Source organism: Vibrio scophthalmi LMG 19158 (genome assembly GCF_000222585.1).
Classification (GTDB): Bacteria; Pseudomonadota; Gammaproteobacteria; order Enterobacterales; family Vibrionaceae; genus Vibrio; species Vibrio scophthalmi.
Window position 1 is genome coordinate 13,041 of sequence record NZ_AFWE01000127.1, and the last position, 14,362, is coordinate 27,402.

A 14,362-nucleotide genomic window follows, 5' to 3' on the forward strand; every position below is an offset into this window, starting at 1 on the left:
GTAAAATGTCATTTTACGTCGGTTAAACCTTTGCGTTACCGAATGCCCCTTCCAATTAGTCGGATAAAGTGGATAATAAGCCCCGTTATTAATCCCGACTATATGTGAGTCCATTATGTCTATTGAAGCTACAATGCTACAACGTTGCGAATCTAAGTGTGAACTATGTGGTGCAGACGCACCATTGACTGCGTACGCGGTACCACCGCACGGTCACGTAACAGTAGATTACGGCATCATGGTATGTGACAAATGTCTGGGTGAAATTGAAGATCCTAAAGACATTAACCACTGGCGTTGTCTAAGTGACAGCATGTGGAGCCAAGTGGTTCCTGTGCAAGTGACTGCATGGCGTCAACTAACTCGTCTTAACTCAGAAAGCTGGGCACAAGACGCGCTAGACATGATGTACATGGAAGAAGAAACTAAGAACTGGGCTATGCAAGGTATGTCTGCTGACGACAAACCTTTCGATGTAAACGGCGCAGAGCTTAAAAAAGGTGACGACGTAACTGTCATCAAAGACCTTCCAATCAAAGGCAGCACACAAGTAATCAAGCAAGGCACGGTTATCCGTGGTATCGCATTGACTGACGATCCTAAACTTATCTCTGGTAAGGTGAACGGCGGCCAATCTATGTATGTTATTGCTGAATACTGACCGTAAAAAATAATCGCTAAGATTAAAAAATAAAGCACCTTAACGGTGCTTTATTTTTAGCTGCTATTTCTGTTTCCTGCCGCTAGGCAATCTTTTTGATCACATCCGCTAATTCACTCGTGCTGTCTTGCACTTTGCTGTTCATCTCATTGGTGAGTGTCATCAGTTCATAAGAATCTGCATACTTCAAATTGATCGATTGAATATTCTCATTGATCTCATCTGAAACATGCACTTGCTCTTCAATCGCAACGGCAATCTGTTGATTGCGGTCGACAACATCTTGCACCAACTCTTCTAATAACTGAATGCTCTGCTGTGCATCCGCTAACAGTTCAACAGTACTGGCAGATTTCTCATTACCTTTATGCAGCGCATTCACCGCAGTATTACTACCACTTTGAATACTTTCTATCGCAGACTTTATCTCAGTCGTCGATTCTTGCGTTCTTTGCGCTAAGGTGCGAACTTCATCCGCTACGACGGCAAAGCCACGTCCCTGCTCGCCTGCTCGCGCCGCTTCGATTGCCGCATTCAATGCTAATAGATTGGTTTGTTCTGCAATATCGTTGATCACTTCAACTACTGAGCCAATCTGCTCAGTTTGATGATTGAGATCGGTGACCGTTTGTGAGATCTGTTTAAGTTCGTTAACAAGCTCAAGTACCGAATGGTTGACGTTGTCGATAACACCACGACTATTGGTCATGGTGTTTTGCGCCGTTAAAGTGGCATCCGCAGTCGCTTGAGCATTTTGCGAAATTTCAGCAGACGCCGCCTGCATCTCATTGACTGAGGTCGCGACAACATCGATTTCGACTTTCTGCTCACTTAAATTCTGAGTGACGCGTTCGCTATTGCTCGCGGCAGAGTCTGCGTTCGCTTTGGTTTCCTTACACGAATCCATTACTGAGATACCGACGCGTCCTAATAGTGCATCCGCGTATTGCTTACGCATTTTCATCCCTAACGCAATTTCGGATAGATCGTTCACGCGGCCAAAATAAATATATTCCATCAGTGGATTATTGAAATCTTGTCGTGCTTGCTGTGCGAGCTTTTCTAACGGACGAGTCAATATATAACTTGATAATGCAGATAACGTCGCAATCGCGCCGATTGCGACCATCGGACTTTGACCATAATTCAGTAGTAGATGACCTACGCCTGTGGCGGCGGCAATGCAGATCGTTGAACGCATCCATAATCGAGTGCGTGGCAATTTCAGGATCAGTGAAGTGCCGCCGTTACGAAGTTTGCTATAGATTTTTTCTGCGCGATCCACATAGATACGTTCTGGCTTAAAGCGAACGGATTGGTATTCAACAATTTCGCCATTGAACTTAATGGGCGATGCGAAGGCATCAACCCAGTAATACCCGCCACCTTTACGTTGGTTCTTAACCATCCCCATCCAATGTTTCCCCGATTGCAAATGGCCCCACAAATCTTTAAACGCAGCTTTAGGCATGTCTCGATGACGAACAATATTATGCGGTTTACCCACTAATTCGCCATCTTCGAATCCGGCAACTTCACTAAAATGGGCACTGGCGTATTTGATATAGCTTGAAGGGTCGGTAATAGAGATGAGATTGTAGTTGTTTGGGTAGTCGTATTCCATTTCGCTCATAGATTGATCCTTACCTAGTCACTGACGTAAATTATATTTATGCAATTACGCACTTATTAGTCAGTAGTAAGAATAGAGCAATATTCTGTATAGCAAATCGAATGCACGAAGCCAACTAAGGCAAATAGTTTTAACTCACTGTTAAAATTGATGTTTATTGAGCAAAAAAAACGCCAGTAACATTACTGGCGTCTTCAAATTTGCTCTCTATCGATATAAACCGACATCTTTCTGCATATGGTTCGATAAGTCACTCGCATAGTATGCTCGAGGTTCATTACGATCGGTAAACAGAATATCTAGCAGGTGAACAAACAATCCTTTGATGGTAACCGAGTAGGTTTTTCTGTCCTTAGAAGGGGTGTTGATTATGGTTGTAGCGTCTAAAACTTGTGCCATATGTGCCTCTTCTTGAAATCGGATAACTCAGCTTGTGATTATTTTAACGTTGATTTTATCGCCAGTTAAAATGACAAAATTTCGATTTTCAAATTAGATAATCTAATAAAACAACTTGCTAACATTCGCCATTGACCGTTATTCACTTCGCTTTGCTATTGATAATTACTTAGTCACTATCGCTGTTTAATTATTCAAACAATAAAAAACGCCCCACTAACGGATAACAATTACTTTACATGATTAGTATCTTTTAGTGAGGCGTAACTCGCATTTCAATTAGTTGAAATAACGCAAATTATTATGCTTGTTGTGCCAAGCTGCGTTGTTTAACAATCGAAGCTACCACAGCAATTGTCATGGTGAACAACAGAACCAATAGTGATACCGCGGTAGGGATTGCCCAAGCCGTACCCACTAGAAGCATTTTAATACCAATGAAGACCATGATGAAAGACAGTGCTGGTTTTAGATAAATAAACTTATCCATCATTCCTTGCAGTACAAAGTACAAAGAGCGTAAACCAAGCAAGGCAAATACGTTGGCTGCCAATACCAAGAATGGCTCACGAGTGACAGCAAAGATTGCAGGGATAGAGTCTAGAGCGAACATCACATCCATAAAGGCAATCACACCGATAACAATCATCATTGGTGTCACGCAACGTTTGCCATTCTCAACTACGGTTAATGCATTTTCACGGTAGCCATCGGTTACCGTCGCAAATTTACGAATGATCTTCTCAGGCAGTGGGTTTACTTCTTCCTCTTCACCTTTATCGCGTGCCAATTGGATACCAGTCCAAATTAGGAATGCAGCAAAGATGTAAAGAATCCAGTGGTATTGAGCGAGTAGCTGAGCACCAACCGCAATCATGATTGCACGCAGTACCAGCGCACCAATCACCCCCCAAAGCAGCGCGCGTGGGCGTAAATGCTCTGGTACTGAATATTGGGTAAAGATGATCGCGAAGACAAACAGGTTATCGACACTGAGTGATTTTTCCAGCAAATAGCCGGTTAGAAATGAAACGGTCGCTTTTTTCTGCTGTATAGCTGCTTCCTGGCGCATAGAAATCCCAGAAAAAATAGATAGAGCCTGCGAAAAGAAACGCCAGTACAAACCAGAACACACTCCAAACAGCGGCTTTTTTAATTGTGATGTTACCACCACGTGTTTGCCAAATATCGAGTGCCACTAGAGCAAGTGTTAGTAGACCAAGGCCTAGGTAGGTTGACGGGGTCATTTTATCCTCCAAATAACGGAGGGATCGGTGCGTTTATGCTAACGATCCCTACCGCAAACAAACAACCTCATACCTCGTTAAAGGCATAAGGATTTGAATACGTTGGTCTCGTCGAAGCGCATAACGCTTATACTTACCGGAAAGGCATTGCCTAACGAGATGACGATAAGTAAACCAGAGGCGACTACTCCCCAAACGCCGCGGATTGTATGCCTCAAATCAATTTACGTCTACTAGAAAATCAAAAAGGAGCAAAAAAATGCTCCTTTCTTTTACATTCCCCCACCGGGAATTAAATACACCATTGCAGCCCATACAGAAATCCAGCTGATGACAACCGCAACATCGACCCAGTCTTTACTCCACATAACGACTCCTATTCATTAATTCGGATAAAATGAATCAAGGAATAAAAAGCAAAGTGTATGCCAAGTGTTTAAAATTTAGTCATTAATTAGCAGTAAGCATTTGATCGCCGTGTAGTACTTCTGGATTATCTTTTAAGTAGCGAATGAAACAATCTGCCATTGATAGGTGGGTGATATGCCCTTCGCCTTTCATATTGAGAATCGCTTCATAGCCTTCTTTTCCCTTCATGGTATAGGCAGAAGATGAACCAACGTAGGTTTTATTAGGTTCAACAGGCTGCCACCCATCGGTATTAGTGTGAATGTCTAGATGATGGATTCGTTCGCCTTTGGGCGCATTAGCATCATAGTGATAGCGTAAATTGGCCGTATAAGGGTACGAACCTGAGCCTGTTCCTTCCACGCCATTATTTAATGCATTGTTTATTGCCCCTTCCAATGTTTGAGCAATATAGCGTCCTTCAATTTCATAACTGCCAATAGGCACCAGAAACGGCAACACCTTTCCGGCGATATCGGCAACAGAGATATTTCCTACGGCAATGGAATTACGCACTCCGCCCGCATTGTGAATGGCAAAATCCACCTGGCTTCCCTGTTGACGCATAGCATGAACAAATGACTCTGCGACTAATGGCGCGATTTCGCTGCCGCCACGTTCATCAGGAATTCTTATATGACGTAGATTTTTTTCTGTACGCGCTAAGATGGTTTTTTGTTGCTCACGAACCCGGGCTTGATAGCGCTCTTCTAATAACCGCTGGATGCCTTTATCTTTCTTACAGACAGCCACGTTTTGATGCGCATGAACAAAATCTCGGATTGGTTGGTATTTTTCATCCTGCCAAGACTGACTCATCGAGGTGTCGACAAACAAACGTCTACCTAGCAGCAGTTCATTTTTACCGTTAAAGGCAATCACATTACCTTCACTGTCAAAATCAATGTCACAATGGCCGAGAGACAGAGCATGAAAGCCTGCTTGCACCACATAGGTTTGATTGACCTTTACGCCATAATCATCACTTTTCGCCAAACCTAACTCGCTAAAGTCACCCTGTAACACATGACTGTGTCCACCGACAATTAACGAAATGCCATCAACATGATTGGCAAGTTCAAGATCAGCCTCATAACCCATATGACTCAGTAAAATGATTTTGTTGATACCCGCTTTATGGATCTCTGCCACGGTATTTCTGGCGGTTTCGATACTGCTGACAAATGGCGTGTCAATATCAGGATTAGAAATCTCCGCCATTTTATCTAATGCTAATGAAAATATCGCAACCGACTCGTCACCGACATGTTTGATTAGCCATTGTGCCGACCGAGTGAGTGGTTTGTAGGAGTATACCGTTGGGTTAAAACGTAAGGTTTTAGGTTTATCTTGGCGCTCATTGGAAAGATCCCAATTGCCAGCAAGAAGAGGAAAATCAATGCGCTCGGCAAATTCGGCAACAGGCAGGTTACCCATATCGAGTTCATGATTCCCTACCGCCATGCCATCAAGACCCAGTTGATTGAGCATCACCGCGTTTGCTTCTCCTTTAAATAAAGAGAAGTACAAAGTGCCTTGAAAGCAGTCTCCGGCATGGAGGAAGATAAAGCCTCGTTGGTTTTGCTCGGCTTGTTGCTTAAGTTGTTCAGCGCGGGTTTTTATGCGGGCGATGCCACCAGCACTCACAAATGGGGCGAATGATTGTTGTTCTACGGTCAGCGCAAGCTGTAAAGACGTCGGTTCAAAATAGGAATGTGTGTCGTTTATGTGCGCGACTCTAATTCTGGTCGTTCTATTATTTTTCTTCATCATAATTCTTCTCACTTTTCACCGTCATGCTAACTCATTCTTTATGACAGATTCATTACTTTTTACGAATAATTCGCTTATGTGAGCTAACCTCATGCTTATATTAGTTTTTTCTTTTATGCTTAAATTAAGATAATTGATAATGATGAGGTCACTGTATGCAATTAGAACGGATTGAAATTGCGGGTTTTCGTGGCATCAAACGCCTATCCCTCTCGTTTGAACAGCTGACGACTTTGATCGGTGAAAACACTTGGGGTAAATCGTCGTTGCTTGACGCGCTTTCAGTTGCCCTGCCGCCTGATGGTGTCCCTTACCAGTTTGAAATGTCCGATTTCCATGTGGATTACTCTGTTTCTCATCCTCAAACACAAGATTTACAGATTGTCTTGAGCCTAGTATCGAACGATAAGAGCGAAATGCGCTCAGGGCGTTACCGTAAAATTAAGCCGATCTGGACCACTGATGAAAACGATACTCACCGTATCTACTATCGACTCAGTGCTAGTCGTGACAACTATGACATTGAAACTCAGTACGATTTTCTCGATTTTGAGGGCAACCCGTTACCGTTACATCACGCGGTTAAATTAGCACAAGAGCTGATGTCTCTTCACCCCGTGATCCGTTTGAAGGACTCCCGAAGGTTTAATCGCCCCATTCAAGCCAATGGTACACTCAACGAACGAGTAGAAAAGCGGATTGATAATACCTGTCGCCGCTTAATGGCCATTCCAGGACACGTGAACAAAGGCGAGATGCGCAGCAGTCTCAATTCAATGAGTATGCTGGTTGATCACTATTTCTCATTTAAGTCGAACGCTCGTAATAGTTTACGCAAACAACGAGATGGAATTTTCTATACCGGTCAGCCAAATTCGCTGTCTATTTCAGAAATCGTCGAGCAAACCAGTAACAAGCAGACTCGTTTATTATTTATGGGGCTACTCAATGCGTACCTGCAAGCGAAAGGCCCCAATAAGCTACGTCGTTGTGCTCGTCCGTTATTGATCATTGAAGATCCTGAAGGACGTTTACACCCGACACACCTCGCTCGCGCTTGGAGCTTACTGCAGTTACTGCCGATGCAAAAAATATTGACCACAAATAGCGGTGATCTTTTAGCGAGAGTACCGATCCACAGCATCCGCCGTTTGGTGCGTCAATCCGATAAAACCGTTTGTACCAGTCTTGGTTTACAGAGCTTGTCTCGTGATGAATTGCGTAAGGTTGGTTTCCATATTCGTTTTCATCGTTCTGGCGCGTTGTTTGCTCGTTGTTGGCTGCTGGTGGAAGGCGAAACGGAAGTTTGGTTATTTAATGAGTTTGCCAATCAGTGTGGTTATAACCTTGCAGCAGAAGGTGTGCAGATCATCGAATTTGCCCAATCCGGTCTAAAGTCGCTCATTAAGGTCGCGAAAGCATTTGGAATAGATTGGCATGTCGTCACCGATGGGGATGCGGCGGGTAAAAAATATGCGCATACTGTGCGAACTCGATTGGATCATGATCAAGAGCGTCATCGTTTAACTGAATTACCCGATCTCGATATCGAGCATTTTCTCTATAACCACGGCTTTGAACCTTTTTTCCGCGAGATGGTAAAGATCCCAGCCGATCACCCTATCCCGGCTAAAAAAGTGGTTCATCGTGTCTTGAAGAAATTTGCAAAACCCGATTTAGCATTAGCCATTGTTTCTCATTGCGAAGAAAAAGGCATAGAGGGAATACCGCTTTTGATTCGTTGGACGCTAAAACGTGTTGTCACCATGGCCAACGGCAATACTTAATATAACGTTTAGTCGGTAGTAAAAAGCCATGCCCTTCAATCGTCGATAGGCATGGCTTGTTTAAACATCGAAAACGATTGTGATTCAATTATGCTGAAGGGGTTTATCAATTCGCCCGACTAGTGAGCGTTGCATTAGCCTTACCAGGTTGTGATTTAGCTTGTAACCACATCCCACTCCATTTCATGGTGTAACCAAACAGGCCGCCAAGCAACAATGACGGTATTACTAGTTGCCAATCCCCATTGGCAGCAAAGGTTGCACATGATCCGATAAACGTACCCGGAATATAGGCCAACCACGATTGTTTCGCTTGCAGGCACATAAATAACGTAATCAGTCCCGTCAGCATATAACCGGCAATTTCTAATGACACATATTGAGAACCTGCGATGATCACCATCGCCCAGAATACACCGGTTAAATTAGTGATAAGGCTTATCAATAATCCTTTTACACCTTCTTGAGGTGCAGCAAAAAAACTTGTGCAGCCCAAAAATCCTGCCCATGCGAGTAGGCCAAAACTCACTGCAACCCAGCCCCAAACCCCCGAAAGAATTGCGGTCGTTATTGAGATGGCAACCAATGTACTCATAATAAAACTCTTCATCTTTGTAACAAGTGAAGCATACTACTTAGTTCGCTCGCACAATTAATCGATCTCGATCACGCATCGAGGCAACAAATAGCAATGCGTTACACAAAAGAGTGACGCAATCGTTACTTCAACAGAATCCGTGCATTAAAAAAGCCCAAGAGGTGAGCCTGCTTGGGCTTTAAAGTCACATTGTTGTGCTTAGATTGGGTTTAATAGGCAAGTTAAAAGACGGAAGGCTTACCTTTCATCATTCGCGAACCCTCACGTTTTAAGCATTCAACGAGCGGGTTTTCAACCATATCTGCTCGCCAAACAAACGAGAGCGTTCTTTCCATGCTTAATTCGGGCACATTAAGGGCGACTAATTTACCCGCAGCAATGTGCTGTTCAACATCTAAATAAGGCAAACAAGTTAAGTACTGTCCATTCGCAACCATGCTACGCAACACGGGTACGTGTTCGTATTCGCGCCATACATCAAGATCTTCAATCAAATGATGAATAGAGCTATCAAAAATCATGCGAGTACCAGAACCGTGTTCACGCAATACCCATTTTGCTTGCTCTAATTGGGCTAAACTAACACGATCTGACTTAGCAAAAGGATGATGCGCAGCCGCCACGACTGTTAAATGATCTCGACACCAAACTTCTTGGTGTAAACGGTTGTCATCACAGCGGCCTTCAATGATCCCAATGTCGTATTTGTAATCAAGTAAACCTTCCAAAATACTATCGGTACTGCGCACTTTCAAAGACATACGCATTTCTGGAAAGTCATTATCAATGTTACTGATAAGGTCTGGAACTAAGTGCTCTGCGGGGGTTTGACTTGCACCAATGCGCAGCTCTCCGCTAAGTAAATGCTGCTCAATGAACCCCATTGATATCTGCTGTGCATCTTGTAACAAACGCTTTGCTTTCGGCCTTAACCATGTCCCCCAGTGGGTTAATGCCATTTGCTTTCCTTGTCTTTCAAACAAGGGTCTTCCTAACATTTTCTCAAGCTGGGCAAGCGACATACTGGTGGCTGACTGTGTCAACGCCAATTTATCTGCTGCCATACTCACACTACCGGTATCGGCGACTGCATCAAATACCGCGAGTTGCTTTAGTGAATAACGCATAACTCTCCTTTTCGTTATTACGTTAAGTGTTTGATTTTTCCTTTTTGCCATGTGCACAGATAGGCACATACGCTCATTTTAACGCCTTCTAAAAACATATCAAATTATTTGATGAAGTTACTCAACATTATCAATTTTACCTGTGCCGTCAAACCCCCTAATCTGAATTGGCAACGAGGCGAAAGCCCTTTGTTTTCCACATAAGGAGGTTATTTATGAAACATACGATTAGGAGCGGTTATGTCATCTAGTCAAGCCAACAATCAATACTTCTCTCCCATGGAGATGATGGCTGAGGCTGAGAAATTTGCGTTAAGTAAAGCAAAAAAAAGTAGCGGTATGACTTTAAGCCTAGCGGTAATGGCTGGGGCATTCATCGGTTTAGCGTTTCTCTTTTATATCACTGTTACAACCGGTAGTGCAGATGCTGGATGGGGACTTAGCCGATTTGCCGGCGGGCTTGCATTCAGTATGGGCTTGATTCTGATTGTTATCTGCGGTGGCGAATTGTTTACCAGTTCAGTGCTTTCAAGCATTTCTTGGGCAAATAAACAAATCACCTTTGGCAAGATGATTTCAACTTGGGGAAAAGTCTACTTCGGTAACTTTATTGGCGCAATGCTACTGCTTGTTATCGTTTCTGCTGCTGGCTTATATCAAATGGATGGCGGTCAGTGGGGGTTGAATGCACTAAACATCGCGCAACACAAGCTGCACCACACTATGGTTCAAGCCTTTGCCCTAGGCATTCTTTGTAACCTTCTTGTGTGTCTTGCAATTTGGCTAACGTTTAGTAGTGCCAATGCAATGACCAAAGCGGCGATGACCATCATGCCTGTAGCCATGTTTGTCTCTAGTGGTTTTGAGCACTGTGTAGCAAACATGTTTATGGTGCCACTTGGTATTGTGATTCAAAACTTTGCGCCAGAGAGTTTCTGGCAAATGACTGGAACAACAGCAGCACAATATGCCGACTTAAATGTCATGCAGTTTGTTACTGCCAACTTAATCCCTGTAACCCTTGGCAACATTGTTGGTGGTGCCGTACTTGTTGGATTGGCGAACTGGTGTATCTACCGCCGTCCACAGTTAAAAGCAGCCAACATCGCAACCATTACCACCACCACAAATATTACGTCAGTTAAGGAAAGCACTATGAAAAACAACATCATCATCAAAGATATCATGAACACGCAACCAATCACTCTAAGCGCTGAGATGACCACGCCAATGGCTATTGATCACCTACTAGCACATCACGAAGTAAGTGCGCCAGTAACTGATATCGAAGGTCGTCTTGTTGGTTTCTTCTCTGCTCATGACGTGATGGTTGAATTATGGTGCCAAAACTACATCCCAACTCAAGGTCAAAAGGTGGTGGATCTAATGGCTCGTGATGTAGTGGCAATCGATGTAAATGACAAACTGGTAGATGTAGCGGAATTCCTTTGCATCGATAAAGAGCAACTTTACCCAACCACAAGCATGGGTATCGCAACTCGCTTTAGCACTCTATCGGTTGAAGAGCGCGCTAAGAGCATGAAAGTGAGCAAACCACATGTATTACCAGTATTAGAAAACGGTCATATGGTTGGTGTTGTGAGCCGCTTAGAAGTGCTAAACGCAATGCGTGATGTGTTTGGTAAACCAACTGAAGTGGTTGAAGAGCACAAACAAACGGCTTAACGACATCGTTAGTTGTCCAATATACACAAGCGCCTCATCATCGAGGCGCTTTTATATTATTATCGATAAAACGGTATTTATAGAAGTGTTCTACTGCTTGATGCCTTCCACATGCAGTTCCATATCCACGTAACTTGACGCTCCCATGACTGGAATTTTGTAATCAGCAAGCTCTAGACGGGTGGTGCCAAAGAATCCGACACGTTCCCCACCCCAAGGATCCTGACCTTGACCAATCACCTGCGCTTGAATCACGATAGGCTTGGTGACGCCGTGCAGATTAAGGTCGCCCAGCAGCTCAAACGTACCATCGCCTTTATCGACAACCTGCGTACTATTAAATGTTGCCGTTGAGTATTTACTCGCATCAATAAAATCGGCACTACGAATATGTTTGTCACGCTCAGCATGGTTAGAATCTAGGCTTTTGGTATCCACATTGACCGTAATGGATGATGCTGAAATGTCATCGGGATCATAAGAAAAATTCCCGTCAAAAGTATTAAATCGGCCTTGGATATAGCTGTAACCTAAATGACTTACTTTAAAGTTAATCGACGCATGCGCGCCCTTGGTATCAATCACATAATCCGCTGCGCTGGCACTCAACGGCATAACCATTGCCATCGCTAGTCCTGTAGCAAGTAACGTCTTGTTCATTTTGAAGCTCCTATCATTTTGCGTAGCGTGTTGTCTTTGTCGATAAAGTGATGCTTGAGTGCTGCCATGGCATGGAGGCCGGCCAGTATGATCAACGTCCATGCGGCATAAAAGTGAATCTCTCCGGCAATATCTGCCTGCCCTTCAAATAAAGCACCAGCGCCGGGAATGGCAAACCAATCGAAAATATCGATAGCACGACCATCCGCTGTAGAGATGAGATAACCAGATGTAAAAAGAATCAAAAGCACAATATACATCAGCCCATGCGCTATTCTCGCAGCCCATTTTTCTAACGTATTGCCTTGGACACTAGGTGACACGGTAACACTTTTCCAAACCAAACGAATTAGGGTTAAGCCTGCGAGTAGAATACCGATCGATTTGTGCCAATGTGGTGCGGTGCGATACCACTCACTGTAGTAAGAAAGATCAACCATCCACAAACCGGCTGCGAACAAACCAATAATAGCGATGGCTGAAAGCCAGTGTATTAATCTCGCGATTGGATTGTAATTTTTTACCTCGGTTTTCATTTGTGTCCCTACTTCGCTAAATTCAAACTCATCATATTGTGAGCTCAGTATTACCCAACTTATGTATACAGAACATCTACGCCTATTGATGAAGTCATTCAAATATTTTGAATATCTCTATAAGTTATCAAGATAGAAATTAATTCATCTCATCCACTTGCTCGATTTGATAAATTTCATCTGCGATATCAAGCATCTTGTTGTGCATAATACTCTGTGCATCCGCCAATCCTTTGTTATAGAAGACCGGTCCCAGCTTTTGGGTAATATGATCCGCAAAAAACTCCGCATCAAACTGACCTATTTCAATATCCAACTCATCGGCAAGATAGTCTTGGATAAGCATCGCCATCTTCTGTTTTTGTTGTGATGTAAATTCAATCTTAGACATAAACCCTTCTTATTCTGGCGTTTAAAGCCATTTAGTGTAACGAAAAGCTTCGCCTGCATGTTAACCTTACTATCTAAATTTGAGGTCTATCAGGGAGAATAACTGTGTTACTGGATGTGCTCATTCAAAGCGTTAATGAGTTTCAAGCGGACTGTATGACGCTATGTGAACAGCATTATCCCACTATTCATAACCGTGGCATGAGTGAACATCATCTCGGACTGGCCTTTTCACGCCGCCTAGCACGAACCCTTACTGAATTTGGTCACCATTGCAACTACGCAACACTAGAATGCTATCCATCAACAGAACAGCCTAGCCACTTTCGCGTCTCTTCCGATGCCGGAACCGTATGGATTTTGACTTCACACTTAGTCAGCGCTGGCAACTCATGCCGACGTAAGTTATTCAAAACTATTCACCACTGGCAGAGCGAATACGATTACGCAATACAACCTAATGATTTATTGCTATTGCTAACGGATCACTGGATCACACGAAGTAAGCAGAGCCGCGAGCTTATCCATTGGTGGACAGGCCATATTCCTGACGACGTTGATGATTACAAATCCCAAGGTGTTAGTCTTTATACCAGTGATTCGCAACTCTCTTTGACCTTAGAGGAGTGTTTTAGCATCAGTCCGTATTACATTAAATTTACCCATCCTCTGAAACGTGCGACCGATAAACAGTTGGTACGCAAGTACGTGCAACTTTATGCGGTAATACAGCTCAGTTAATTCACCCATTTCCCAGTACACAACAATACCCTTTCCAAGCAGAGTTCCTAAGTCGTTCAGCGCCCTATTGGTTAATACAGTAACGGTGATCACTTTACCTTTTTGTCTCTGCGCGGTAAGCCCCGCAAAAACTGCCATAAGCCGCCGCGTTTTCAAGTAAAGTTATCAAGGATGTAAAATCAATTCTTGAGTCTAAGGTTCATGAGACGAAAAACCGTCTAGTGAGAGGCGTTTGACCTATTTCTGATTAAACGACCTATGTCATATAAACTATTTAATGACATTAGCGAAATGTCTAATTGATACATAAGTTTAGAACCAACATCAAATTTGTGGACATTAGTCGCGGGCAAACGCTAGTTACAATACTTTATTCGTTGACAAAATTATGTCGGCGTCAATATCATGTCACATGAGCTTGCACTATTGCATACGGAATAACTTGATACTAAAGGCTTAAACGTAAAATGATTCTGTCTAGTCAACATCAGTTTCACGAATGCGTCTCTTTCAATGAAGAAAGACAATTTGTCGCCGCCTATAAAGGGCTAAATCTTCGTAGCGTTTATCAGCCTATCTTTGATCATAAAAATCATCCAATTGGCGTCGAAGCCCTTGTGCGCATTGAGGATCAGCAGCAGAAAAACGTAAGACCTGACCTCTTTTTCCACTCTAATGAAATCAGTTTAGAAGATAAGATCAATGTCGAACGACTT

General features: G+C 43.3%; 12 protein-coding genes and 2 pseudogenes. 5 read left to right on the forward strand and 9 right to left on the reverse strand.

All coding sequences use genetic code 11. The annotated features are described in order from the left end of the window. Nucleotides 1-115: 115 nt before the first annotated feature. Nucleotides 116-661, forward strand: a complete 546-nt coding sequence (locus RH88_RS10260) for a PhnA domain-containing protein (protein ID WP_005595589.1) — start codon at nucleotides 116-118, stop codon at nucleotides 659-661. Nucleotides 662-743: 82 nt separating this feature from the next. Here RH88_RS10260 and RH88_RS10265 read toward each other — a convergent pair whose 3' ends face one another. From RH88_RS10265 to RH88_RS10285, 4 genes and pseudogenes are all read right to left on the reverse strand, one after another. Next, on the reverse strand, nucleotides 744-2,294 hold the full coding sequence (locus tag RH88_RS10265; RefSeq protein ID WP_005595591.1) for a methyl-accepting chemotaxis protein: 1,551 nt from the start codon (nucleotides 2,292-2,294) through the stop codon (nucleotides 744-746). Between the two features lie 207 nt (nucleotides 2,295-2,501). Then, nucleotides 2,502-2,693, reverse strand: a complete 192-nt coding sequence (locus RH88_RS10270) for a hypothetical protein (RefSeq protein WP_005595592.1) — start codon at nucleotides 2,691-2,693, stop codon at nucleotides 2,502-2,504. Between the two features lie 301 nt (nucleotides 2,694-2,994). Beyond that, a pseudogene (locus RH88_RS10275) lies at nucleotides 2,995-3,940 on the reverse strand (TerC/Alx family metal homeostasis membrane protein). A gap of 450 nt (nucleotides 3,941-4,390) precedes the next feature. Continuing rightward, nucleotides 4,391-6,121, reverse strand: coding sequence for a bifunctional metallophosphatase/5'-nucleotidase (locus tag RH88_RS10285; protein WP_040757924.1), 1,731 nt, complete (start codon nucleotides 6,119-6,121; stop codon nucleotides 4,391-4,393). A 155-nt stretch (nucleotides 6,122-6,276) separates the two neighbouring features. Here RH88_RS10285 and RH88_RS10290 point away from each other — a divergent pair, with 155 nt between their 5' ends. After that, complete coding sequence (locus RH88_RS10290; protein ID WP_005595597.1) at nucleotides 6,277-7,908, forward strand: ATP-dependent endonuclease; 1,632 nt, start codon at nucleotides 6,277-6,279, stop codon at nucleotides 7,906-7,908. A gap of 106 nt (nucleotides 7,909-8,014) precedes the next feature. On the opposite strand, the gene RH88_RS10295 is transcribed toward RH88_RS10290, so the two are convergent. Both RH88_RS10295 and RH88_RS10300 read right to left on the reverse strand, forming a co-directional pair. Then, entirely contained in the window at nucleotides 8,015-8,503 is a 489-nt protein-coding gene (locus RH88_RS10295) for a DUF1097 domain-containing protein (protein ID WP_005595599.1), read from the reverse strand. Nucleotides 8,504-8,727: 224 nt separating this feature from the next. After that, complete coding sequence (locus RH88_RS10300; protein WP_005595601.1) at nucleotides 8,728-9,633, reverse strand: LysR substrate-binding domain-containing protein; 906 nt, start codon at nucleotides 9,631-9,633, stop codon at nucleotides 8,728-8,730. Nucleotides 9,634-9,873: 240 nt separating this feature from the next. On the opposite strand from RH88_RS10300, the gene focA reads away from it, so the two are divergent. Then, nucleotides 9,874-11,319 carry a formate transporter FocA gene (gene focA / locus RH88_RS10305; RefSeq protein WP_005595603.1) on the forward strand — a complete coding sequence of 482 codons (1,446 nt, stop codon included), beginning with the start codon at nucleotides 9,874-9,876 and terminating at the stop codon, nucleotides 11,317-11,319. 90 nt (nucleotides 11,320-11,409) lie between these two features. Here the strand turns inward: focA and RH88_RS10310 are convergent, their stop codons facing one another. The 3 genes from RH88_RS10310 to RH88_RS10320 all read right to left on the reverse strand — a co-directional run bounded on the left by RH88_RS10310 (nucleotide 11,410) and on the right by RH88_RS10320 (nucleotide 12,906). Continuing rightward, the gene (locus RH88_RS10310; RefSeq protein ID WP_005595605.1) at nucleotides 11,410-11,979 is read right to left on the reverse strand and encodes a YceI family protein; all 570 of its coding nucleotides are present in this window, start codon (nucleotides 11,977-11,979) and stop codon (nucleotides 11,410-11,412) included. Continuing rightward, nucleotides 11,976-12,515 carry a cytochrome b gene (locus tag RH88_RS10315; protein WP_005595607.1) on the reverse strand — a complete coding sequence of 180 codons (540 nt, stop codon included), beginning with the start codon at nucleotides 12,513-12,515 and terminating at the stop codon, nucleotides 11,976-11,978. The genes RH88_RS10310 and RH88_RS10315 overlap by 4 nt, the downstream gene beginning before the upstream one ends. A 139-nt stretch (nucleotides 12,516-12,654) precedes the next feature. Then, a complete protein-coding gene (locus RH88_RS10320) occupies nucleotides 12,655-12,906 on the reverse strand; it encodes a DUF2164 domain-containing protein (protein ID WP_005595608.1) in 252 nt (83 codons plus the stop codon). 104 nt (nucleotides 12,907-13,010) lie between these two features. Here RH88_RS10320 and RH88_RS10325 point away from each other — a divergent pair, with 104 nt between their 5' ends. After that, a complete protein-coding gene (locus RH88_RS10325) occupies nucleotides 13,011-13,646 on the forward strand; it encodes a hypothetical protein (RefSeq protein WP_005595610.1) in 636 nt (211 codons plus the stop codon). A 467-nt stretch (nucleotides 13,647-14,113) separates the two neighbouring features. Beyond that, a pseudogene (locus RH88_RS10330) lies at nucleotides 14,114-14,362 on the forward strand (EAL domain-containing protein); the annotation flags it as partial.